The organism is Pseudoxanthomonas sp. G3 (assembly GCF_057654715.1).
Genome location: NZ_CM172805.1, coordinates 2,256,698 through 2,279,619, shown reverse-complemented (window position 1 = coordinate 2,279,619; position 22,922 = coordinate 2,256,698). Strand labels below are relative to the sequence as shown.

At 68.2% G+C, this 22,922-nt stretch carries 22 protein-coding genes and 1 pseudogene; 3 read left to right on the top strand and 20 right to left on the bottom strand.

Annotated elements, in window-relative coordinates:
• Window positions 1-6: 6 nt before the first annotated feature.
• The 18 genes and pseudogenes from AC23D6_RS10835 to AC23D6_RS10750 all read right to left on the bottom strand — a co-directional run bounded on the left by AC23D6_RS10835 (window position 7) and on the right by AC23D6_RS10750 (window position 18,169).
• Entirely contained in the window at window positions 7-1,404 is a 1,398-nt protein-coding gene (locus tag AC23D6_RS10835) for a FliI/YscN family ATPase (RefSeq protein ID WP_487749281.1), read from the bottom strand.
• Window positions 1,401-1,931: pseudogene (locus AC23D6_RS10830) on the bottom strand (FliH/SctL family protein); the annotation flags it as partial. The gene AC23D6_RS10835 and the pseudogene AC23D6_RS10830, both read right to left, overlap by 4 nt.
• An 83-nt stretch (window positions 1,932-2,014) precedes the next feature.
• Window positions 2,015-3,001 carry a flagellar motor switch protein FliG gene (fliG, locus tag AC23D6_RS10825; protein ID WP_487752617.1) on the bottom strand — a complete coding sequence of 329 codons (987 nt, stop codon included), beginning with the start codon at window positions 2,999-3,001 and terminating at the stop codon, window positions 2,015-2,017.
• 13 nt (window positions 3,002-3,014) lie between these two features.
• The gene (fliF, locus tag AC23D6_RS10820) at window positions 3,015-4,688 is read right to left on the bottom strand and encodes a flagellar basal-body MS-ring/collar protein FliF (RefSeq protein ID WP_487749280.1); all 1,674 of its coding nucleotides are present in this window, start codon (window positions 4,686-4,688) and stop codon (window positions 3,015-3,017) included.
• 53 nt (window positions 4,689-4,741) lie between these two features.
• A complete protein-coding gene (fliE, locus tag AC23D6_RS10815; RefSeq protein ID WP_487749279.1) occupies window positions 4,742-5,101 on the bottom strand; it encodes a flagellar hook-basal body complex protein FliE in 360 nt (119 codons plus the stop codon).
• Between the two features lie 77 nt (window positions 5,102-5,178).
• Complete coding sequence (locus tag AC23D6_RS10810; protein ID WP_487749278.1) at window positions 5,179-6,630, bottom strand: sigma-54 dependent transcriptional regulator; 1,452 nt, start codon at window positions 6,628-6,630, stop codon at window positions 5,179-5,181.
• Window positions 6,623-7,003 carry a response regulator gene (locus AC23D6_RS10805; RefSeq protein WP_056878992.1) on the bottom strand — a complete coding sequence of 127 codons (381 nt, stop codon included), beginning with the start codon at window positions 7,001-7,003 and terminating at the stop codon, window positions 6,623-6,625. Before AC23D6_RS10805 ends, AC23D6_RS10810 begins: the two co-directional genes overlap by 8 nt.
• A gap of 15 nt (window positions 7,004-7,018) precedes the next feature.
• Window positions 7,019-8,443 (bottom strand): RNA polymerase factor sigma-54, encoded by a 1,425-nt coding sequence (gene rpoN, locus AC23D6_RS10800; protein ID WP_487749277.1) that lies wholly within the window; start codon window positions 8,441-8,443, stop codon window positions 7,019-7,021.
• A gap of 237 nt (window positions 8,444-8,680) precedes the next feature.
• Window positions 8,681-9,313, bottom strand: coding sequence for a response regulator (locus tag AC23D6_RS10795; protein ID WP_487749276.1), 633 nt, complete (start codon window positions 9,311-9,313; stop codon window positions 8,681-8,683).
• Between the two features lie 212 nt (window positions 9,314-9,525).
• Window positions 9,526-10,113 (bottom strand): PilZ domain-containing protein, encoded by a 588-nt coding sequence (locus tag AC23D6_RS10790; protein WP_487749275.1) that lies wholly within the window; start codon window positions 10,111-10,113, stop codon window positions 9,526-9,528.
• A 3-nt stretch (window positions 10,114-10,116) separates the two neighbouring features.
• Complete coding sequence (locus tag AC23D6_RS10785; RefSeq protein ID WP_487749274.1) at window positions 10,117-10,422, bottom strand: hypothetical protein; 306 nt, start codon at window positions 10,420-10,422, stop codon at window positions 10,117-10,119.
• On the bottom strand, window positions 10,419-10,835 hold the full coding sequence (gene fliS / locus AC23D6_RS10780) for a flagellar export chaperone FliS (RefSeq protein WP_487749273.1): 417 nt from the start codon (window positions 10,833-10,835) through the stop codon (window positions 10,419-10,421). Before fliS ends, AC23D6_RS10785 begins: the two co-directional genes overlap by 4 nt.
• A 56-nt stretch (window positions 10,836-10,891) precedes the next feature.
• Window positions 10,892-12,256 carry a flagellar filament capping protein FliD gene (fliD, locus tag AC23D6_RS10775; RefSeq protein ID WP_487749272.1) on the bottom strand — a complete coding sequence of 455 codons (1,365 nt, stop codon included), beginning with the start codon at window positions 12,254-12,256 and terminating at the stop codon, window positions 10,892-10,894.
• A gap of 434 nt (window positions 12,257-12,690) precedes the next feature.
• Window positions 12,691-13,896: a flagellin gene (locus AC23D6_RS10770; RefSeq protein ID WP_487749271.1), complete on the bottom strand. Its 1,206-nt coding sequence runs from the start codon at window positions 13,894-13,896 to the stop codon at window positions 12,691-12,693.
• 84 nt (window positions 13,897-13,980) lie between these two features.
• Window positions 13,981-15,129 carry a flagellin gene (locus AC23D6_RS10765; RefSeq protein ID WP_487749270.1) on the bottom strand — a complete coding sequence of 383 codons (1,149 nt, stop codon included), beginning with the start codon at window positions 15,127-15,129 and terminating at the stop codon, window positions 13,981-13,983.
• A gap of 81 nt (window positions 15,130-15,210) precedes the next feature.
• Entirely contained in the window at window positions 15,211-16,422 is a 1,212-nt protein-coding gene (locus AC23D6_RS10760; protein WP_487749269.1) for a flagellin, read from the bottom strand.
• 342 nt (window positions 16,423-16,764) lie between these two features.
• Complete coding sequence (locus AC23D6_RS10755) at window positions 16,765-17,337, bottom strand: hypothetical protein (RefSeq protein WP_487749268.1); 573 nt, start codon at window positions 17,335-17,337, stop codon at window positions 16,765-16,767.
• Window positions 17,315-18,169 (bottom strand): hypothetical protein, encoded by an 855-nt coding sequence (locus AC23D6_RS10750; RefSeq protein WP_487749267.1) that lies wholly within the window; start codon window positions 18,167-18,169, stop codon window positions 17,315-17,317. The genes AC23D6_RS10755 and AC23D6_RS10750 overlap by 23 nt, the downstream gene beginning before the upstream one ends.
• A 165-nt stretch (window positions 18,170-18,334) precedes the next feature.
• Between AC23D6_RS10750 and AC23D6_RS10745 the strand changes: the two genes are divergently transcribed.
• Both AC23D6_RS10745 and AC23D6_RS10740 read left to right on the top strand, forming a co-directional pair.
• On the top strand, window positions 18,335-18,751 hold the full coding sequence (locus AC23D6_RS10745; protein WP_487749266.1) for a hypothetical protein: 417 nt from the start codon (window positions 18,335-18,337) through the stop codon (window positions 18,749-18,751).
• Between the two features lie 127 nt (window positions 18,752-18,878).
• Window positions 18,879-19,832 carry a helix-turn-helix transcriptional regulator gene (locus AC23D6_RS10740; RefSeq protein WP_487749265.1) on the top strand — a complete coding sequence of 318 codons (954 nt, stop codon included), beginning with the start codon at window positions 18,879-18,881 and terminating at the stop codon, window positions 19,830-19,832.
• Between the two features lie 7 nt (window positions 19,833-19,839).
• Here AC23D6_RS10740 and AC23D6_RS10735 read toward each other — a convergent pair whose 3' ends face one another.
• Together AC23D6_RS10735 and AC23D6_RS10730 are read right to left on the bottom strand one after the other, a co-directional pair.
• The gene (locus AC23D6_RS10735; protein WP_487749264.1) at window positions 19,840-20,466 is read right to left on the bottom strand and encodes a TetR/AcrR family transcriptional regulator; all 627 of its coding nucleotides are present in this window, start codon (window positions 20,464-20,466) and stop codon (window positions 19,840-19,842) included.
• Window positions 20,466-20,723 carry an acyl-CoA-binding protein gene (locus tag AC23D6_RS10730; RefSeq protein WP_487749263.1) on the bottom strand — a complete coding sequence of 86 codons (258 nt, stop codon included), beginning with the start codon at window positions 20,721-20,723 and terminating at the stop codon, window positions 20,466-20,468. Before AC23D6_RS10730 ends, AC23D6_RS10735 begins: the two co-directional genes overlap by 1 nt.
• A 152-nt stretch (window positions 20,724-20,875) precedes the next feature.
• Between AC23D6_RS10730 and AC23D6_RS10725 the strand changes: the two genes are divergently transcribed.
• On the top strand, window positions 20,876-22,864 hold the full coding sequence (locus AC23D6_RS10725; protein WP_487749262.1) for an SDR family oxidoreductase: 1,989 nt from the start codon (window positions 20,876-20,878) through the stop codon (window positions 22,862-22,864).
• Window positions 22,865-22,922 lie beyond the last annotated feature (58 nt).

Here is a 22,922-nt window from a genome sequence, read left to right as displayed (position 1 = left end):
TTTGCGTTACTGCAGACCGTCGGGCAGCGGGATGCCGACGGGGGCGTTGCGTTGGATCAGGGCTTCCAGGGCGGCACGGCTGCTCGGCAGGTCGGCCGAGCGCGCCACGTCCTGGCCGAGGAACTCGACGATCTCCGGCCAGCGCTCCAGCGCTTCGTCCACGGTCGGATCGTTGCCGCGCTGGTAGGCGCCGATGGCGATCAGGTCGCGGTTGCTGGTATACGCCGACAGCAGGCGCTTGAGCTTGCGGATGCGGTCGCGCCAAGTTTCGTCGGCGATTTCGGTGACCACGCGGCTGACCGACGATTCCACGTCGATTGCCGGGTACAGGCCGCTGTCGGCGACGCGGCGCGAGAGCAGGATGTGGCCATCGAGGATGGCGCGCGCGGCATCGGCGATCGGGTCCTGCGGATCGTCGCCTTCGGTGAGCACGGTGTAGAACGCGGTGATCGACCCGCGACCCTTGGCGCCGTTGCCGGCGCGCTCGACCAGCGCGGGCAGGCGCGCGAACACCGACGGCGGATAGCCGCGGGTGGTCGGCGGCTCGCCGACCGACAGGCCGATCTCGCGCTGCGCCTGGGCGAAGCGCGTCAGCGAATCCATCAGCAGCAGGACGTTCAGGCCCTGGTCGCGGAACCATTCGGCGATGGCGGTGGCGCGGTAGGCGCCCTGCAGGCGCGCCAGCGGCGGCCGGTCGGCGGGACTGGCGACGACGACGGCGCGCGCCAGGCCGGCGGGGCCCAGCGTGGTCTCGACGAAATCGCGCACTTCGCGGCCGCGTTCGCCGATCAGGCCGACGACGATCACGTCGGCGGCGGTGTACTTGGTCATCATGCCCAGCAGCGTGGACTTGCCCACGCCCGAGCCGGCGAACAGGCCCACGCGCTGGCCACGGCCGATCGGCAACAGCGCGTTGATCGCGCGCACGCCGACGTCCAGCGGCTGGGTGATCGGTTCGCGCGAGAGCGGATTGATCGCCACGCCGGCCAGGCCGACGCTGCCCTCGGCCCGGATCGGGCCGCGGCCGTCGAGCGGCACGCCATCGCTGTCGATGACGCGGCCCAACAGGCCCTCGCCGACTTCAACACCGCCACGGCGGCGCGAGGGCACCACGCGCGCGTTCGGCAGCAGGCCGTGCAGCTCGGCGCTAGGCATCAGGTAAGTACGTTCGCCGGCGAAGCCGACGACTTCGGCATCCACCCAGCCGCCGTCGACGACTTCCACCTTGCAGGTGGCGCCCATCGGGGCTTCGCAGCCGATGGCTTCCAGGGTGAGGCCGACGGCGCGGCGCAGGATGCCTTCGCGGATCAGGCCGCGGCCGCCGAGTTCGGGATTGATCTGCGACAACCGCGCCGAAAGGCGCAGGTCGCGCGCGGTCAGCCATTCCAGCGGCTGGGCACTCATGCGCGGGCTCCGCGGTTGAGCACGGTGTCGAGCGCGCCGCGCAGGCGAGCTTCCAGCGTGCCGTCGATGCGGACGCTCTCGGCATGCACGCGCAGGTCGCCGCGGCTCAGGCTGGTGTCGGCGGTCAGGCGGGTGGTCGGTGTCAGCGCCAGCACCGGTGTCAACGCGGCGATGTCATCCGGATGCAGGCGCAGTTCGACTTCGCGCTGCGCACCGCCGACGGCATCCAGCGCGGTGGTCGCCAGTTCCTGCAGCAGGACCGGATCGGTCTGGTAGGCGCGGCCGACCAGGGCGCCGGCGATACGCACGGCGAGTTCGGACAAGGCCGCGACGACTTCATTTTCCAGCCGGTCCAGCGGACGCGAGAAGTTGTCGAGGATGCCTTCCATCTGCGCCGCAAGCCGGCGCACTTCGGACTGGCCCTGGCCAAAGCCTTCGGCATGGCCTTCGGCCAGACCGCGTTCCAGCCCTTCGCGATAGGCCGCATCCTGGATGGCCTGGATCTCTTCCAGTGTCGGCGGCACGGGCGGCGGCACTTCCTGCGCGGCGGCCGCGGCGGAGACCACGACGTCGAGCGGGGCGGGCATCCAGCGCATCGGCGAAGGCGCGCTCATACCATTTCCTCGGCGCCGGCCATCAGCGAAATGACACCCTGGTCAGCCAGGCGGCGGACGATGGCGAGGATTTCCTTCTGCGCGCCTTCCACGTCGGACAAGCGCACGGGGCCGCGCGCTTCCATGTCTTCCAGCAGGATCTGCGCAGCGCGCTGGGACATGTTGCGGGTGATCTTTTCCTTCACCTTGGCGTCGGCGCCGCGCAGCGCCAGGCCCAGGCGGTCGTTCGGCACTTCGCGCAGCAGCGCCTGCAGTTCGCGGTCGCCGAGGTCGGCGAGGTTGTCGAACACGAACATCAGGTCCTGGATGCGCGCGCCGAGGTCGGCGTCGACCTGGGTGATATTGCCCAGGATGGCCTGGTCCTGGCCGGAGTCCATGAAGTTGAGGATGTTCGCCGCGACCTTCACGCCACCGATGCTGGAGGCCTTGAGGTTCTGGTTGCCTGCGAACTGGCGCTCCATGATCTCGTTGAGTTCGTTCAGCGCGTTCGGCGGGATGCCATCCAGCGTGGCGATGCGCAGCAGCACGTCGGTGCGGGTGCGCTCCGGCAGCAGCTTGAGCGTGTCGGCCGCCTGGTCGCTGTCCAGGTGGGCCAGCACGATGGCGATGATCTGCGGATGCTCGTTGCGCACGAGATCCGAGATCGCGCGCGGGTCCATCCATTTCAGCGTGTCCAGGCCGGTGGTGTTGCGGCCCAGCAGGATGCGGTCGATCAGGCTGCCGGCCTTGTCGGCGCCCAGCGCCTGCACCAGCACGTTGCGCACGTAGTCGTCGGCGCCCATGCCCAGCGAGGTCTGCTTGTCGAGCGCTTCGCCGAAGGTGGACATGACCTGCATGACCTGCTCGCGGCTGACACCGGAGATCGTGGCCATGGCGATGCCGAGTTTCTGCACTTCCTTGGCGTTCATGTGCTTGAGCACTTCGGCGGCATCCTGCTCGCCGAGCGAGAGCAGGAGTACGGCCGCGCGCTGCACGCCGGTCAGGCTGTTGTCCTGGTTATTCATCGCTGGCCACCCAGTCCTTGACCACTTGCGCGACCTGCTTGGAATCGGTCTTCACCGCTTCGCGCGCCTGGCGCAGCCGATCCTCGTAGGCGTCGGAGGGCAGGGCGCGCATCGGCGGCAGCTCGTCGTGCGCCAGCGAGGCCACCGCGCGGACGCCGGCGTCGCCGTCGTCCACCACGGTGACATCGATGCCGTCGTCGTCGTTGCGCGAGGCCTTCTTCGCCTTCGGGTCGATGATCTGGCGCATGGCCGGGCGCAGCACGCCGAACAGCAGCAGGATCACCACCAGCGCACCGATGCCGTAACGCGCCACATCGCGCACCATCGGGTTGTGCAGCCAGGGGCTTTCCCAGAGCGGGACGTCCTCGGGCGCGTCGGTTTCGCGCACGAACGGCGCGTTCATCACCGACACCGAGTCGCCGCGTGCGGCGTCGAAGCCCACGGCTTCCTTCACCAGCGCCTCGATGCGGGTCAGCGTGGCCGCGTCCAGCGCGGTCATCACGACCTTGCCGTTGGCGCCCGGGCGCGGCACGTGGTCGACCAGCACCGCGGCGGTCACGCGGCGCACGCGGCCGGCCGGCTGGCGGGTGTGCTGCAGCGTGCGGTCCATTTCGAAGTTGCGCGTCGCGCTGCTCGAGGTTTCGGTCGGCGCGGCCGGGTTCGGCGCGGCGGCGGCGTTCGGGCCGGGCGGCGTGTTGCTGGTCGCGCCGGGCACGCCCTCGGGACCGGCGGCGGCGACGGTGTTCTGGCTGACCTGCTCGCTGCGGATCTTGGCCGGGTCGTTGGCGAAGGTCTCGCGGGCTTCCTCGGTGACCGAGAAGTCCATGTCCACAGCGACCTCGGCATTGATGCGGCCCGGGCCGGTCAGCGGCTCCAGCAGTTCGCGGATGCGGTCGTTGTACGAGGTCTCCAGCTTGCGCACGCGCTCGAACTGGGCGGCGTTCAGCGCCGCCTCGCTGTTCGGATCGCTGATGGTCAGCATGCGGCCGCTCTGGTCGACCACGGTGACGCGCTCAGGGGCCAGGTCCGGGATCGAGGAGGAGACCAGATGGACGATCGCATCCACCTGGTTGCGCTCCAGCATCGCGCCGGAACGCAGGTCGAGCACGACGGAGGCGCTGGCGACTTCGCGCTGGCGGGTGAAGGCGGATGGCTTGGGGATGGCCAAGTGCACGCGCGCATCGCGCACCGGACGCAGCGTGGTGATCGTGCGGACCAGTTCGGTTTCCAGCGCATGCTGGTAGCGCGCGTTCTCGACGAACTGGCTGACACCGAAGCCCGGGTCTCGCTCCATCATCTCGAAGCCCAGGCGGCCGCTTTCGGCCAGGCCGGCGCCGGCCAGCTTCAGGCGGGCGTCGTGCAGGTTTTCTTCCGGCACCGAGATCGCGCCGGTGGCCTGGTTCAGCTGGAACGGGATCTGCGCCGCGCGCAGCATGTCGGTGGCTTCGGCGGTGGCCTTCGGATCCAGGCCGGTGTAGAGCGGGGTATAGGCCGGCTTCTGCGACCAGAAGAACACGAACAGGCCCAGCGCGACGGCGCCGGCGATCAGCAGCAGCGTGCCCATCTGCTTGAACACGCGCGCGTCCTGGATCTTGGTCAGCGCCGCGCCCGCCTTGTCGGCGGTCAGCGATTCCTTCAGGGCTTCCTTGGACAGCGTGAGGGCCATGGCGATCGGTCGGTTCTAGGTAGGAGGTGGGTGACAGCCGAGCGAGCTCGGCTCTACAACGGCATGTTCAGGACGTCCTGGTAGGCCTGCACCAGGCGATTGCGGACTTCGACGGTGGCGCGGAAAGCGACCTGCGACTGCTGCGCCGCCACCATCACCCGGGCCAGGTCCGCGCGCGGATCGCCGAGTTCGAAGGCCTGAGCCAGCGCGCCGGCGTTCTTCTGCGCGCTGTTCACGCCTTCCAGCGCGTTCTGCAGCGTCTCGCCGAAACTCGGTGCCTTGACACCCGGTTGCTCGAAGCCGACCCCGTTGGGCGTGAATGCGCCCGGGTTGGGCATCGGCTCCAGGGCGCGGGTGCCCAGCTGGTGCTGGTAGCTGCGGATCTGCGAGAGGATGGAGGTGACGTCGGACATGGGCGGGTGCTTCGGTCGTCGGTGTGTCTTGCCGTATCAGCTGCAAGACCTGTGCCGGAACCGCGGCCCGCCGCCAGTCAGTTTTCCGTCGCCAGGGCGGCGTCTTCGCGTTCGACGCCGTACTTGCGCAGCTTTTCCACCAGCGTGGTGCGGCGCAGGCCCAGCAACTGGGCGGCGTGGGCGACCACGCCACCGGCGCGGTCCAGCGCGTCGCGGATCAGGTTCAGTTCGATCTGGGCGATGTGCTCGCGCAGGTCGATGCCGGCCTCGGGCAGGCGCTCCATGGCAGGCGCCGCGACGGTCGCGGCAGCGGCGATCGGAGCGGCTACGGCGGGGGCCGTGGCGACCGGCGTGGCGTCCGGCGCCGGCAGGTGTTCGGGCTGGTAGCGCTTGGGCAGGTCGTGCACGCGCACCAGGCCACCCGGGTGCAGCACGGCCAGGCGCTCGACCAGGTTGGTCAGCTCGCGCACGTTGCCCGGCCAGCTGTACTGGCGCAGCGCCTGCAGGGCGTCGTGGGCGAACTGCACCTCGCCACGGCCGGTGCGGGCCAGCTGCGCGGCGATGGTGGCGACCAGCAACGGCAGGTCGTCGGCGCGCTCGCGCAGCGCCGGCATCTCGATCGGGAACACGTTGAGGCGGTAGAACAGGTCTTCGCGGAAGTGGCCGTCGGCGATGCGCTGTTCCAGGTTGCGGTGGGTCGCGGCGATCACGCGCACATTGCAGCGGATCGTCTGGTTGCCGCCGACGCGCTCGAAGCTGCGCTCCTGCAGCACGCGCAGCAGCTTGACCTGCATCGGCAGGCTCATGTCGCCGATCTCGTCCAGCAGCAGGGTGCCGCCCTCGGCCATCTCGAAACGGCCCTTGCGGGCGGTGAGCGCGCCGGTGAAGGCCCCTTTCTCGTGGCCGAACAGTTCGCTTTCCAGCAGCTCGGCCGGAATCGCGCCGCAATTGATGGCCACGAACGGCCCGTCGCGGCGCGGGGACTGGTCGTGGATGGCGCGGGCCACCACTTCCTTGCCCGTGCCGGATTCGCCCAGCACCAGCACGGTGGTGTCGAACGCGGCGACCTGGTCGATCATCCGGCGCAGGCGGGTCACGGCCGGGCTGTTGCCGGTCGGACCGCTGGTGCCGACCTGCTGGGCCTGGTGTTCGGTGTCCAGCCGCTTGAGGCTGGCGCGGCGCAGGCAGGCTTCCAGCTGCGCGTGGCGGATCGGGGTCTCCAGGGCCCAGACGCCGGCCTCGTGCAGGCCGTGAGCGGCGGCGAAGGCGGCAGTGTCGCCCTGCAGCAGCAGCACCGGCGGCGGCAGCTGGGCCTTGCCCAGCCAGCCGAAGAAGGCGTCGGCGGCCTTCTGGTCGTCTAGTGAGCCGACGACGACGGCAAGCCAGTCGTGCGGGCGCTGCCGCTGCACATCCACATCACCGGCACTGACGACCCAGCGCGGCGTGAGGTCCATGAACTCGAGCAGGCCGGCCAGGCGCTCGGCGCGGGCGGCGTCGGTATCGATGACGAGGATGCGGGATTCACTCATGGCGGCGCTCTTTGAATCGTTCGAGGATGGGCAAGACTTCCTGGATGTAGGAAAGCTTGCTGACGAAATCGTCGGCGCCGGCCCGCATCGCGTGTTCGCGGTGCTCGGCGTCGTCGAAGTGGCTGGCGATCACCACGAAGGGGGGCGCGTCCTGGGTCTTGATCAGGCGCGTGGCCTGCAGGCCGCCCATCTCCGGCATGGCCAGGTCCATCAGCACCACGTCCGGACGCAGGGTCTCGGAGCGTTCGATGGCTTCCAGGCCGTTGCTGGCGCGGCCCACGACGTCCAGCCACTCCACCTTGCGCAGGTGGCGCAGGGCGGCGTTGATGAAACCTTCGTGGTCGTCCACCAGCAGTACGGTGATCTTGCTCATTGCGGTCGTGCTCCGTTATCCGGCCTTGGCCAAGACGGATACGGTAGCGCGTCGGCGTTCCCGGGCGGGAGCGATATCGAGCTGTTCCCGGTACTTCGCCACAGTTCGGCGGGCGATGTGGATGCCCTGGCGGGCCAGCAGGCCGGCGATCGCCTCGTCGGCCAGCGGCTTGCCGGCCGGCTCGGAATCGATCAGGCGGCGCACCATGGCGCGCACGGCCGGGCCGGACACGTTGGCCCCTTCCAGGCGCACGGCGAAGAAGTGCTTCAGCTCAAATGTGCCGCGCGGGGTCTGCATGTACTTGCCGGTGGTGATGCGCGAAATCGTGGATTCGTGCATGCCGATCTCGTCGGCGATCTCCTTCAGCGTCAGCGGCGCCATCGCCTCGTCGCCGTGGGCCAGGAAGCCGGCCTGCCGTTCCACGATGGCGCGCGCGGTGCGCAGCAGGGTGTCGTAGCGGATCGACAGGCCGCGGGTCAGCCAGCGGGCTTCCTGCAGCAGTTCGCGTAGCTTGCCGGCGCCTTCAGAGGTGCCGGCCTGGTCCAGGGCGCGCTCCTGCAGGGCGTTGACGCGGATGCGTGGGGTGCTGGCCGGGTTCAGGGCCACGCGCCAGGCGCAGTCGGCGTGCCAGGCGACCACGTCGGGGACGATGTAGCCCGACGGGGCCGGTGCCAGCGAGGCGCCCGGACGGGCGTCCAGCGACAGCACCAGGCGCACGCCTTCCATCACCTGGTCGGTGTCCAGGTCCAGCAGGCGGGCGAGGGCGTCGTATTCATGGGCGGCCAGCAGGGCCAGGCCCTCGGCGACGATACGCTGGGCGATACGGCGGGCCGGCACGCGGCCGTCCAGGCAGTCCAGCTGCACCAGCAGGCATTCGCGGACGTCGGCGGCGCACAGGCCGGGGAATTCACCGCGCAGCAGGCGCTCGCGCAGGGCCATCACGACCTCGGTGCGCAGGTCGAAGCGGGCCGAGGCCAGCAGGGCCAGCGCATCGGGGGCCTGTTCCAGGTAGCCGGCGTCGTTGGTGTGTTCCAGCCAGAACGCAACGACTTCCAGCGCGCGTTCGTCCAGTTCCAGGGCCAGGCGGTCGAGGATGCGGACGTGCGGGTCGGTAGATTCGCCGGCGGCCACGCGCTGCATGCGGTCGTCGTCGCCGTCCTGCCAGCCGGCACCCGGCACGTCCCACAGGCTGGATTCGGGCAGTTCGTCGAACGCGGCGCTCTCGGTGGCGGCGGCGTCCTGCGCTGGCATGTCGTCCACGTCGCCAACGGTGGCGGCGTCGTGCGCCTCTTCGATCTCCAGCAGCGGATTAAGCTCCAGCGCGCGGCGCACTTCCATTTCCAGCTGCAGGCCATCGAGCTGCAGCAGGCGGATGGACTGCAGCAACTGCGGCGTCAGGTGGAGCTGTTGGCCCAGTTGGGCGGAAAGACCCGTCTTCATCCCCGTCATCCCCGATTCGATGGTGCGCCAGGGTGGCGTCGCATCGTGGGGATACTTTCCGCCCCGGGTGACGGAAAAAAAATCGGGGCGTTTCTGGTTGTGATGCGGGCACGCCCCACGCGCCGTCGGGATTTCCCCTACAGCGTCGGTTTAATGTCGAGGGTGGATGCCCGACGGGGCGGTGCGATCACGGGATTCCGTCACGGAAGCGGTGTCGCCCCCGGAGTACTGCAAGGCTCAGGCCAATTCGTGCTGGTGGCGCGCGGCCAGCAACAGCAGGTCGTTGGCGCGGCGGCAGCCGAGCGATTCCATCATGCGCGCGCGATGTGTTTCCACCGTCTTGACGCTGATGCCGAGCTGCGCGGCGATTTCCTTGCTGCTCATGCCGCTGCCGAGCTGGCGGAGGATCTCGCGCTGGCGCGGCGACAGGGCGGCGATACCGGTGGGGCGCTGCGGATTGAGCATCGGCGCGAGCATCTTCGAGGATACCTGCGGGCTCAGGAATACCTGCCCGCTGGCGGCCGCGCGCAGGGCGAGCTCGAGCTCCATCGGCGCCGCTTCCTTGACGACGAAGCCCGCGCAGCCGCGATCGAGGGCCACGCGCACCTGGGTGGGATCGTTGTGCATCGACATCATCACCACGCGCGCCTGCGGCAGCGATTCGCGCAACAACGGCAGCAGGTCCAGGCCGCTGCGATCGGGCAGGGAGAGATCCAGCAGGATCAGGTCGGGCCGGTGGATGGCCGCCATGTCGAGCGCCTGCTGGGCATTGCAGGCCTCGGCCACGACGTCCACGTCGGGCAATGCCTGCAGCAGCCGGCTGATGCCGGCCCGGACCAGGGTGTGGTCGTCGACGATGAGTACACGCACGGAGAGAGCCAGTGGTTGTCGCGTTGCAGGGTCATGTCACGATAACGGTCGCGTCCTGTCGCGCCAATTCACAATGGCGACGGAGGCGTGAAAGCACGACATGAGTCACATTTGTGCGGAACAAGAAGCCGCTGACGGCGGGCAGGATGCCGCCGTCGTCTGTGATGGCGGCACGTTCCGCGCGAAACGGCGATGCGGTTGCGCGAACGCGCTTAGCTGCGCGGCGCCAGCTGGGCTTGGCGGGCCTCGGCCACCTGGCGGCGATGCAGCCGGAAGAGATGGCGGTCCATCGCTTCGGCCAGGCCGCCGTTGAGGTCCGCGAACTGCAGCCACAGGTGATGCACATGCGTGCCTTCGACCTGTGCGAGCACGCGCGCGGGCAGTTCGATGTGATCGCTCAGCCACGTGGCCGGCTGCAGCGTGACTACACCCTCGGTGCCGACGGCTGCGTCGACCGGTGTCGCGATATCCAGCCGCAGGCCGCGATGGGACCAGCGCAGCGTGGTGACGGGCAGCATGTCGTCATGGCGGCGGGCGAGGCGGCCCAGCAGCGACAGCACCAGGTCGAGCTTGGCCTCGATGCGCTGCTGGCTGGGCGTGGCTTCCTTGCGGTCTTCGGGATCTTCACCGCGGACATCCTCGGCCACGGCCAGGCCTTGCAACAGCGCTTCGGCCGGGGCCTGCATGACGGGGCGCGCGCCGGGCGAGAAACGCGCCGGCAGGACGACGTCGCAGGTCAGCGCGCCATCGAACAGCGCGTGCTCGGCCGGGTGTTCCACCAAGACGACCGGCGCCACCATGGCCTAGCCCCCGACGACAGACAGATAGGCGCGCGCGGCGCGGTCCGCGCGCTGGGTGGACTCCATCCGCAGGCGAGCCTGTTCGCGCGCGGCCTGCATGTCCCGCTGCAGTTCGAGCTGCGCGCGCAGCAGCGTGGCCAGCGCGTCGTAGCCGGCGCTGCGGCCGCCGTCGGCGTGCAAGAACGCGCGCACGTCGCGGTCGTGGCGGTTGAGCAGGGCCTCCACGCTGTCCAGTTCGTCGGCACGCAGCGCGGCGCGCATCGCACCGAGCTGGTCGAACAGATCGGCGAGGGCCGGGATGTCGTTCATCGTGCGGCGGCCATCGCCGGCACCTGGCGCTGTTCGGCGGGAATGGCGTTCCAGGCCGATTCGATCTCGCCCAGCAGGTCCAGCGATTCGCGCAGGGCCGAGGCGTCGTTGTGCAGGTTGGCTTCGATCAGCCGGGTCTGCACGTAGTCGTACAGCGCCGACAGGCTGGCGGCGATCTCGCCGCCGGCTTCGTGGTCCAGCGAGCCGTTGAGGTGGCCGATGATCGCGCTGACTTCGCCGATCGCCTTGCCCTTGCGCGCCAGGTCGCCGCGTTCCACGCAGGCTTCCGCCAGGCGCAGGCGCTCGCAGGCGCCGCCCAGCAGCAGGGCGACGAGGCGATGCGGATCGGCCTCCATCACGGCGCTGCTGAGGCCGGTATTGCGGTACTGCGCGGCATACGATTGAAGTGACATTCCATTTCTCCTGGGACCTGCGATACGCCGGAGGACGTAGGCGCGGGCCCGGCGGTTTATCCGGTCTGGGCGGTGAGTGAGGCGAGCTGCTGGGCGAGGGCGCTGCTGGTGGTGTTCATTTGCGAAATCATGCTGTCGAGCGCGACGAACTGCGCCTTGTAGCGGTTGCCGACGGCTTCCATGCGGGCATCGAGCGCGGTGCGCTGCGCGGCGACGTCCTTGATCTGCGCATTGAGGCCGTTGCTGCGCAGGGTGAACGCGCCGTCGGTGCCGATATAGCTGCCGACGGCCTTCTGCAGAGTGCCGGCGAAGGCGGTCTCGCCGGTGAAGGCGGCCTGGATCTTCTGCGGATCGGCCGCGAGCGCGGCGGTGAACTTGCTGCTGTCGAACACCAGGGTGCCGTCGGAGGACGGATAGCCCTTCGTTTGCAGGCCCAGCGTCTTAGCGTCGAGGCCCTGCGCGGCCAGATCGCCCAGCAGGTTGCCCATCATGTTGCGCAACTGCCCGGCCGCGCTGCGCATCTGCGCGTCGCCGGTCAGGGCCGAAGGCTCGTTGTTCTCGGCGTCGTACTTGGTGGATGCGCTGATCGCGCCCAGCGCCGTGTTGTAGGCCGTCACGAAGTCCTGGATCAGCTTGCTGGCCGCCGCGGTGTCGGTGGACACGGTGACGGTGCTGGTGCCTTCGGCCTTCAGGTCCAGGGTCAGGCCCGGGACGGCCTCGGTGATCTTGTTGCCGCTGGCGGTGACGGTCAGGCCATCGATGTTCACTTCGGCATCGGCCGCCGGCACGCGCTGCTGCAGGCTTGTCACCAGGCCCTGCAGGTCGGCGGCCCCTGACGCGAAGGTCAGCGTGAGGCCGTTGGCCGCGCCGGTCTTGTCGGAGGACACCGACAGGTACTGGCCGTCGTTGGAGGTCAGCACCGTGGCCTGCACGCCCTTGCTGCGCGCCACGTTGTTGATGGCGCTGCGCACGTCCTGCAGGGTGGCGCCCTCGGCCACGTCGATGGCGAGCGACTCGCCGCCCACGGTCAGCGTCAATTGGCCGGCGCCGAAGGTTTCACCGGTGGCGATCGGCGTGTTGGTGATCCACTTGTTGGCCGTGGCCAGCGAGACCACCTCCACGTTGTAGATGCCGTTCGGCGTGCCGCTGGCGACGCTGGCGCCCAGCACCGTGTCGGTGCCGGACTTCACAGTGCGCACGTCGAACGCCGTTGCGGACTTGAGCGCCTTGAGTGCGGTGTCCAGGCTGCTGAAGGCCGAACTGACGGTGCCGATGGCTGAGAGCTTGAACTTGGCCTGCGTCTCGATGCGGTTCAGGCGATTGTCGGCCGGCTTTCGATCGGCCGCGACCAGCTGTTCGACCATGCCGGCGATATCCAGCCCCGAACCGATGCCGCCGTAACCGAGCGAGTAGTCTGCCATTGCCGTTTCTCCTGTCGCGCCCTTTCCGCAAAAGGGTGGCCGGGCGGGCCGTCATCCGTTGGCGAATGCGGCCCGCCCGTACAGTTCCAGTAACGGCCTGCGGGAGCCGTTCTTTAGCCCGCATTTCTCCGTCTCCCACCGCCGCCGTGGGTCCGGCGGCTGGTGAGAAATGCGTGCGCGCGGGTCCATGCAGGGTTTGTGCCAGAGGGGCGAGGAACGAGTGGAGAGGAGTGAGGAGTCAGTGGAATCAGGAGCGGGGGGCGGGGCGCCGTGCGGCATGCCAGGCCCCCGCGTTTACTCACTCCTCACTCCTCTCCACTCGTTCCTAAAAAAAAGACCCCCGCCGTTGCCGGCGGGGGCTGGGGTACTGCCAAACGGAGGGAGACGAATCCGTCCGTGGACGACAGAGAACTAGGAGGAACGGGGGCCGCGCGTTAGCGCAGCAGGGACAACACGTTCTGCGGCACCTGATTGGCCTGGGCCAGCATGGCCGTACCGGCCTGCTGCAGGATCTGGGTGCGGGTCAGTTCGGCGGTTTCCTTGGCGAAGTCCGTGTCGCGGATGCGGCTGCGCGAAGCGGCCAGGTTTTCCGAGCTGGTCTGCAGGTTGGCGACCACCGAGGTGAAGCGGTTCTGCACCGCACCCAGGTCGGCACGCGCGGAGTTCACGGCGGTCAGCGCCTTGTCGACGATTTCCAGCGCCTGCTGCGCGCCCTTGAACGTGGAGATGTCCAGGTTCGAGGCGTACTGCTTGGTCGTCGCGACCGTGCTGGCGGCGACGTCGGCCGGGGCGGTGCCGCCGGTCCAGGTGCCGGTTTCGATGGCGATGCCCTTGAACGCGCCGTTGCTGCCCACGCTGTCCTTGACAGACGTCAGGCTGACCGCGCCGGCGGCGCCGAGTTCGGCATACACGCCGCTCTCGCCGATCTTGGCGTTGATCGCCGTGACCAGGGCCTTGGCGGCAGCGTCGCGGGTGCCGGTGGCGGTGCCCTGCGCGGCGACATCGACGGTGTCGATGGTGACCGTGGCGCCGTCGGCATTGGTCAGCTGCAGGCCTTCGATCTTCAGCGCGGTGACGCCGTCGGCCGGGGTGGCGGTGGTGAAGGTGGCGGTGGCGAACATCGCGCCGCCCAGCGAGCCGGCCTTGGCATCGACGACCTTGTCGATGGCGATGGCCTGGCCGGCATTGGCGCCGACCTGGAACAGCTGGCTGGTGAACGAGCCGTCCAGCAGCTTGGTGCCGTTGAAGTCGGCCTGCTTGGCGACACGGTCGATTTCGGAAGCCAGCTGCTTGACTTCAGCGTTCAGTGCGGCGCGGTCTGACGAAGAGTTCGTCGCGTTGGCCGACTGCACCGACAGCTCACGGATGCGCTGCAGGTTGTTGCCGATTTCCGTCAGCGAACCTTCGGCGACCTGGGCCAGCGAGATGCCGTCGTTGGCATTGCGCACGGCGACGTCGAGACCGCGGATCTGGGTGGAGAAGCGCTCGGAGATGGCCAGACCGGCGGCGTCGTCCTTGGCGCTGTTGATGCGCAGGCCCGACGACAGGCGCTGGATGGTGGTGGCGAGCGAGGCGCCGCTGCTGCTCAGATTGCGCTGGGCATTCAGCGAGATGGTGTTGGTGTTGATGACCTGTGCCATGGGAAAGTCCTGAAGTGGAACGAGGAAGGAGTGCCTGGCCGGAGCGGGCGGGAGAGACGCCCGCCCCGGTTGCCCAGCTGCGGATTAGCGGAGCAGGCTCAGCACGTTCTGCGGCACCTGGTTGGCCTGGGCCAGCATGGCCGTACCGGCCTGCTGCAGGATCTGGGTGCGGGTCAGTTCGGCGGTTTCCTTGGCGAAGTCCGTGTCGCGGATGCGGCTGCGCGATGCGGCCAGGTTTTCCGAGCTGGTCTGCAGGTTGGCGACCACCGAGGTGAAGCGGTTCTGCACCGCACCCAGGTCGGCGCGGGCCGAGTTGACCGAGGTCAGCGCGGCGTCGACGATTTCCAGGGCCTTCTGCGCGCCTTCGAACGTGGTGATGTCCAGGTCCTTGGCGAACGAGGCGGTCGCAGTGGCGGCAGCCGTGGTGGTCGCAGCCGTCAGGCCGGAGCCCGTCACCGTGCCACCGACGACCAGGTCCTTGCCGGCCTTCACCGAGTTCAGGGTCACCTGGTCGGCCGTGACCGAGGCGTACACGCCGGTCTCGCCCATCTTCGCGTTGATCGCCGTGGCCAGCGTCTTGGCGATGTCGTCGCCGCTGGTGCCGTTGGTGTAGGCCACGGTGTCGATGGCCACCGCATTGATGGTCAGGCCGGCGATGCTGCCGTCGGCCGCGGCATCGGCGATGGCCGTACCGGTGACATCGGCGGCGAACTTCACGTTGCCCAGCGCCTGCGAGCGGGCATCGACGACCTTGTCGATGGCGATGGCCTGGCCGGCATTGGCGCCGACCTGGAACAGCTGGCTGGTGAACGAGCCGTCCAGCAGCTTGGTGCCGTTGAAGTCGGCCTGCTTGGCGACGCGGTCGATTTCCGACGTCAGCTGCTTGACTTCGGCATTCAGCGCGGCGCGGTCTGACGAAGAGTTCGTCGCGTTGGCCGACTGCACCGACAGCTCACGGATGCGCTGCAGGTTGTTGCCGATTTCCGTCAGCGAACCTTCGGCGACCTGGGCCAGCGAAATGCCGTCGTTGGCATTGCGCACGGCGACGTCGAGACCGCGGATCTGGGTGGAGAAGCGCTCGGAGATGGCCAGACCGGCGGCGTCGTCCTTGGCGCTGTTGATGCGCAGGCCGGATGACAGCCGCTGGATCGTGGTTGCCAGCGAGGCGCCGCTGCTGCTCAGATTGCGCTGGGCATTCAGCGAGATGGTGTTGGTGTTGATGACCTGTGCCATGAGTTCGACTCCTTAGGCGTTTTCTGCACGGGGGATGATGTTGTCCAACGATTCCCCGCCGTGCCGCCGGGGACGCTAGGTTCAGCCTTGCAACAAGCTCAATACGCCCTGCGGCGCCTGGTTGGCCTGGGCCAGCATGGCCGTACCGGCCTGCTGCAGGATCTGGGTGCGGGTCAGTTCGGCGGTTTCCTTGGCGAAGTCCGTGTCGCGGATGCGGCTGCGCGACGCGGCGAGGTTTTCCGAGCTGGTCTGCAGGTTGGCGACCACCGAGGTGAAGCGGTTCTGGATCGCGCCCAGGTCGGCGCGCGCGCCGTTGACCGAGGTCAGTGCCTTGTCCACCACTTCCAGGGCGCGCTGGGCGCCGGCGAAGGTGGTGATGTCCAGGCCCTGGACGAAGCTGTTCGTGGTGGCCAGGTCGCCGCCGTTGGTGCTGGTCTCGGTCAGGCCGAGGTTGGCGGCGGTGGCGACGGTCGCGCCGGTGACGGCCGGACCGCCGAAGGCCAGGGCGAATTCCTGCCCGCCCTTGACCGAGGTCAGGTTGATGACGCCGGCCTTGACCTCGGCGTACACGCCGGTCTCGCCCAGCTTGTTGTTGATGGCGGCGGCCGCCGCCTGGGTGATCGACTGGCCGGCCTTCACGTCGAAGGCGCCGATGTCGACGGTGCTCGCGCTGCCGCCGGTCGGGGTGACCGTGATCTGCAGCTGCGAATAGGTCGTGTCGGCGGCGGCCGCGTCGGCGCCCAGGGCCGTACCGGTGTAGACGTTGGCAAAGGTCACGCCGCCCAGAGTCTGGGCGCGGGCGTCCACCACCTTGTCGATCGCGATGGCCTGGCCGGCGTTGGCGCCGACCTGGAACAGCTGGCTGGTGAAGGTGCCGTCCAGCAGCTTGGTGCCGTTGAAGTCGGCCTGCTTGGCGACGCGGTCGATTTCCGATGTCAGCTGCTTGACCTCGGCGTTCAGCGCCGCGCGGTCGGAAGCGGAGTTGCTGGCGTTGGAGGACTGCACCGCCAGTTCGCGGATGCGCTGCAGGTTGTTGCCGATCTCGGTCAGCGAACCTTCGGCGACCTGGGCCAGCGAGATGCCGTCGTTCGCATTGCGGACGGCGACATCGAGGCCGCGGATCTGCGTGCTGAAGCGTTCGGAAATCGCAAGGCCGGCGGCGTCGTCCTTCGCACTGTTGATGCGCAGGCCCGACGACAGGCGCTGGATGGTGGTGGCCAGAGAGGCGCCGCTGGTGCTCAGATTGCGCTGAGCGTTGAGCGACATCGTATTCGTGTTGATGACCTGTGCCATGTTCGTCTCCTCTTATTTGGATTCACGGCGTTGAAGGGAAAAGACGCTGCCGGTTTGTTTTGTTGGGCTAGTCGTCTTCGTGTTGCGAAATGAATAACGGCGCTGCCAAAAAAACCTTTAGGGCCGCCGCGAAAAAATGTGGTAGGGCCCGGAAACCCCTGCAATGCAAGGGTTTGCGCGATGAATCAAAAGCGTGACGGCGGCCCTAAAGTTGGTTCGGGGCGTGCCGTTAAGGGCGCCTCGCGAGCGTGGCAGCACGCCTGAAGCGCGTTCGGCAGACGCCACGTGCGCCATGGAGACAGGAGTGAAATATCGTCGCGCGCGCGGTGCGCACGCATCCGCTCACGGCGTGGGCGTGCGCCAGGCGTCGTCGGGATGGGCGAGCAGCGACAGCGCGGGCATGCGGTACTCGCATCCGATCAGCGTGCGTTGCTGCATGCCGGGATGTTCGCCGGCGTACACCACCAGCGCATGCAAATCATCGAGCGCGCCGGAGAGCGGTGCGTCGCGGCTGTCCGCGAGCGATTGTTCAAGGCGTGCGCTGGCCGTGTCGATGGGGGCATCCACCAGCAACAGCACCCGGTTGTCGGTGACGACGATGGCATCGCCTTCGTTACCCCACGCCTGCACGGGCGCATCGAGCCGATAGAGATCCATCTTCGGCGAACCGTACTGGCGCTCGGTCTGCACGAACTCGGCGGGACGTTCGCGTCGCAGCCGCCCCAGCAGGCCGGCGATGTCGGCGCTCGAGGTGCGGCAGGTCAGGGCATCCACCAGCGTGTCCGTCACCTGCACCGGCGAGGGCGGGGCGGGCGACGCGGGTGCGACGACCTGCGCCTGGAGCGTCGCGCTCGCGGCCAGCAGCGCCAAAGTGAGCGCGCGGACGGCGCTCCTACTCGATCTGCGCATTGGCATGCGCCGCGTCCAACGCTTCCATCGCGTCGCGGGGCTTGAGTTTGCCGGCCTTTTCGTAGGCGGCCGCCGCAGCGTCTTCCTTCTTGTCCCCGTGCAGGAGCAGCAGCACGTTGGCGTGCTCCACGTGCGCGATGGGGGAGTCGGGCGTCAGTTTGAGCGCGGTCTTGATATGGGACTCGGCTTCGCTCGCCTTTGCGCCATAGGTCAGGCCGCCGATCATCGCGCCGATCTTGCCGATGATCTCCGCGTGGTAAAGCGCCAGGGCGGTATGTGCCTCGGCGTGCTTCGGGGCGAGTTCCAGCGTGGCATCGAGCGAGGTGCGCACCTTGCCGGCGATGCCCTGCTTGAGCGCCTTGGCGATGCTGAGGCCCTGACTGTAGCGGCCGAGGGCGAAGGCGTGGCGGTAGTGGCTGTTGGCTTCGTCCGGCAACGCCTTGATCGCGGCTTCGGCTAGCTTGGCCGCCTGCTCGAAGCGCTTGAGCTGCTCAACCTCGTCGTCCACCAGATAAGTAGCGTGAATGCCCAGGGCCTTCACCGCGACGGAAGCCCCCAACGGCCCCAGCGCCTCGCCGGTCTCGTAGGCCGCCTGGAAGTCACCCCGGTGGAATGCGCGCCAGGCGTCCTGCAGCTGCTGCGCGAGATCGTCGGCCGTGATGCCCTTCGCCGCCTTGCCGGCCGCCGCGATCAGCGCCTTGGCGCGCTTCTCGTCGGGGTAGGGCTCCTGGTCGCCGGCATGCAGGGCCGGCCAGGCTTTCTTGAGCGCATCGCCTGCGTAGGCATAAGCCTTGGCATCGTGCGGAAACGGGGCCCACTTCGAAGACTTGCCTGCCATCTGTCGTCCCTCCGAGGATGCCGCGAGCATGGCGGCGAACGCCGTCCCCAGGCAACCCCTACGCAATCCGACGCGAGAGCGGCCAATAGTGTGATTGCTCGACGCCGCCGGGACAGCATCGCTTCATCGAAGCCGGCCACCGTGGTGCGGCACATGGAACCGAACATGGCCACCAAGAAGAATGCCCGCAAGCCGCTTGAACCGACCCTGCGCCATGTGTGGCTCGCAGGACTGGGCCTGATCGCCGTAGGCCGTCGCGAAGCCCTCGCCGCGGCCGCCGACGCGGGTCAGCGACTCGACGCCGCCCGCCAGCAGGCCGCGACCTTCGCCCGCACCACGCAGCGCGACGTGCTCGGCCGCCTGGCCGATGTCCGTGAGCAGGGCGAAGCCCGCGTGGGGCAGTTCAGCGCCGAGGTGGACGCACGCCTGGAACCGGTGCTGGTGAAGCTGGGCCTGAAGAAGAAGCCCGCGCGCAAGGCGTCGCGCGCACGCAAGGCGGCACCCGCCAAGACGAGCCGCAAGCCCGCCGCCCGCAAGCCGGCGGCACGCAAGCCGACGGCCCGCCGTACCCGTCGCGCCTGACCAGTCGCACCCGGCGGATCCCCGACGCCCCGGCTTGCCGGGGCGTTTCTGTGGGTGGTGCGGGTAGGCGCGGCCCCCGTTCCCTATCGAGGACAGAATCAGTCCTCGATAGGCGCCATACTGGGCCATGCTCAGCACCTCCAACCGCCTGCTTCGCTTGCTGTCGTTGCTGCAGTCGCGCCGTCACTGGACGGGCGCGGAACTGAGCCAACGGCTGGACATCGATCGCCGTACGCTGCGCCGCGACGTGGAGCGGCTGCGGGAACTCGGCTACCCCATCGATGCTTCGCCCGGCCTGGGCGGCGGCTACCGGTTGGGGTCGGGCAGCGCCATGCCGCCCGTGCTGTTGGAGGACGACGAGGCCGTGGCGGTTGCGGTGGCCTTGCGGACGGCCGCCGCCAGCGTCGGCCGGATGGAGGACACTTCCCTGCGACTGCTCTCCAAGCTGGACCAGTGGCTGCCGGCACGCCTGCGCAAGCGTGCCAGCGCGCTGTATTCCGTGACGTTGTCGCTGGCCGGCGGCGCGCCCACCTCGGACGTGGATGCACTGCTGCGCATCGCGGGCGCCTGCCGCGACGGGTTCAGGCTGCGCATGCAGTACCGCGACCGCAGCCAGCGCGCCAGCGAGCGCGTCATCGAACCCTTGCGGCTCGTGCATACGGGCAGCCGTTGGTACCTGGTGGCGTGGGATCTCAAGCGCGAGGACTGGCGGACGTTCCGGGTGGACCGCGTGCAATCGCTGCACGACACCGGCATGCAGTTCCCGCCGCGTGCGTTTCCCGGGGACGTCGTCGATTACGTGGCCAAGTCCATCACCCAGCCGTTCACACGCTTCCAGGTGCGCCTGCGCCTGCCGGGCCCCATCGAGGCGCAGGCCGAGCGCGTGCCGCCCTGGTGCGGCATCCTCGAGGCCGGCGATGCGCACCATTGCGTATTGGAGCTCGGCGCCGAGTCAGTGGAGGCCTTGCTCGCGCTGATGGCGCTGGTGGGGCCGGACTTCGAAGTGCTCGACGACCGCGGCCTGCTGCCGCAGCTGCGCGCTGCGTCGATGCGTCTGGGCGAGGTGCTCGCCGCTGCCTGAGCGCGGCTCAGTCGGCGTAGGCCTGGGTCAGTGTGTTCAGGTGCACCCGTTCCGCATCGCGCAGGAACGGCGCCACCAGCATCATCACCTGCACGATGCCCTGCCGGATGGCGGCTTGTTCGTCCTTCTCGCCCCGCGTGGACGCATAGTTCAGCCAGAACGTGGAGACCACCAGCACATTGGTGGCCGTGGCGGCCAGCTCGGCGGCCGAGGCGCGCATCACGCCGGCGTGGCCCATGCCGCGCATGACCGCGTGCGCACTGTCGTCCGCGCGCTTGAGGATGCGGGCGAAACGCAGGCGCAGGCGACGGTTGCGGCTGAGGATCTCGACCAGATCACGATAGAGGAAGCGGTAGTCCCAGATGCACTCGAACACCAGGTGCAGCTGTAGCCAGATGTCTTCCAGGCCGGGCAGGCGATCGGTGGGCGGCGTGAGCGCGGCATCCATGCGCTCTTCGTACTTCGCGAAGAGCTGTTCGATGATGTCGTCCTTGTTGCGGAAGTGGTAATACAAGTTGCCCGGGCTGATCTCCAGCTCGTCGGCGATGTGGTTCGTCGTGACGTGAGGCTCACCCTGCGTGTTGAACATCGCCAGGGCGGCGTCGAGGATGCGCTGGCGGGTGTCGCGCGCCACTAGGCAAGAAGTTTCTTTACCAGGTCCACGTACTTCTTCTGGGCGTCTTCGGGCGCGGTGCCCTTCAGCTTGGCCCAGGCTTCGTACTTGGCGGTACCGACGAAGTCGAAGAAGCCCGGCTTGTCGCCTTTCACGTCACCTTCCGAGCCCTGCTTGAACAGCCCGTAGAGCCTCAGCAGCGTGTCGTTGTCCGGGCGCTCGGACAGCGTCTGGATGTCCTTGGATGCCTGCTCGAACGCGGTCTTCAGATCTGCCATGGATGATCCCTCCCAGTGATCGTGGCCATCACACCACGGGTGGTGCAGGCGGTCAATCCGTGACGGGATTGTCGAACCGCAGCCGCTCTGGCAAGTTAGCGCGCAGGGCGGTCGGAGGGGCTCGCCCACACAACTCGAGGGATGGGGTCGTCATGAGCTATTTCGTCACGGGCGCCACGGGATTCATTGGCCGTTACCTGGTCGGCAACCTCCTCAAGCGCAGCGGGACGGTCTATGTGCTGGTCCGGAAGGACTCGCAGAAGAAGTTCGATGCCATCGCCAAGAAAGCCGGCTGGGACATGAAGCGCGTGTCCGTGGTGCACGGCGACATGACCAAGCCGCGATGCGGACTCACCCCCGCCCAGCTGCGCACGTTGACCGGCAAGGTGAAACATTTCTTCCATCTCGCCGCCATCTACGATCTGACCGCCACCCGCGAGTCGCAGCAGGCGGCCAATATCGACGGCACCCAGCACGCGCTCGATCTCGCGGCCGCATTGAAGGCTGGCTGTTTCCACCACACCAGCTCCATCGCCGCCGCCGGCCTGTATCCCGGCATCTTCCGCGAGGACATGTTCGAGGAAGCCGAGGGGCTGGACGATCCCTACCTGCGGACCAAGCACGAATCCGAGGGGCTGGTGCGCAAGGAGAAGCGGATCAAGTGGCGCATCTACCGGCCCGGCATGGTGGTCGGCCACTCCAAGACCGGTGAGATCGACAAGATCGACGGGCCTTACTACTTCTTCACCCTGATCAAGAAGCTGCGTGAACTGCTGCCGCAGTGGGTACCCGTGCTCGGCATCGAGGGCGGGCGCATCAACATCGTGCCGGTGGACTTCGTCGCCGACGCGATGGACCACATCGCGCACAAGCCGAAGCTGGACGGGCACACCTTCCACCTGACCGACCCGGAACCGATGCGCGTCGGCGAGGTGCTCAACACCTTCTGCCGCGCTGGCCACGCACCGGAAATGACCATGCGCATCGATGCGCGCATGTTCGCCTTCGTGCCGGGCAGCATTCGCATGGCCGTGGGCAACCTGCCGCCAGTGCGGCGCTTCATCGGCATGCTGCTGCGCGATTTCAAGATCCCGAAGGAAGTGCTGAAGTTTATCACCTATCCCACCCGCTTCGACAGCCGCGAGACCGAGCGGGCGCTGAAAGGCACCGGCATCGCGGTACCGCGCCTGGACGACTACGCGTGGCGCCTGTGGGACTACTGGGAACGCCACCTGGACCCGGACCTGTTCGTCGACCGCTCCCTGAAGGGCAAGGTCCGCAACAAGGTGGTCGTCATTACCGGCGGTTCCTCCGGCATCGGCCTGTCCACCGCGCAGCGGGTGGCCGAGGCGGGTGCCACCACGATCATCGTTGCGCGCGGCGAAGAGGAACTCTTCAAGGCGCGGGACGAGATGAAGAAGGCCGGCGGCAAGGTGTACGCGTACACGGCCGACCTGGCGGACATGGCCGACTGCGACCGGCTGGTGAAGACCGTGCTGGACGAGCATGGTCATGTCGACATCCTGATCAACAACGCCGGCCGCTCGATCCGACGCTCCATCGAGCTGAGCTACGACCGTTTCCACGATTTCGAGCGGACGATGCAGTTGAATTACTTCGGCAGCCTGCGCCTGATCATGGGCTTCCTGCCGAAGATGACCGAGCGCCGCAAGGGCCACATCATCAACATCAGTTCGATCGGCGTGCTGGCCAACTCGCCGCGCTTCTCCGCCTACGTCGCCTCGAAGGCCGCGCTGGACGCCTTCAGCCGCTGTGCGCAGGGGGAGTTGTCGGGCAAGGGCATCAGCTTCACCACGATCAACATGCCGTTGGTGAAGACGCCGATGATCGCGCCGACCAAGATGTACGACAGCGTGCCCACGCTGTCCCCGGACGAGGCCGCCGATCTGCTGGTCAAGGCCATCATCGAGAAGCCCAGCCGCATCGCCACCCGCCTGGGTATCTTCGCCGCGCTGGTCAACGCCGTTGCCCCGAAGGCCTACGAGGTGGTGATGAACACCGCCTTCGAACTTTTCCCGGACTCGGCCGCCGCCAAGGGCGACCGCAAGGCGCTCAAAGAAGCGGCGCCCAGCCAGGAGCAGATCGCATTCGCTGCGCTGATGCGGGGCGTGCACTGGTAGGCACGGGCAGCGATCGTAGAGCCGAGCTCGCTCGGCTTCGCGGATTGTCGGTTGTCCC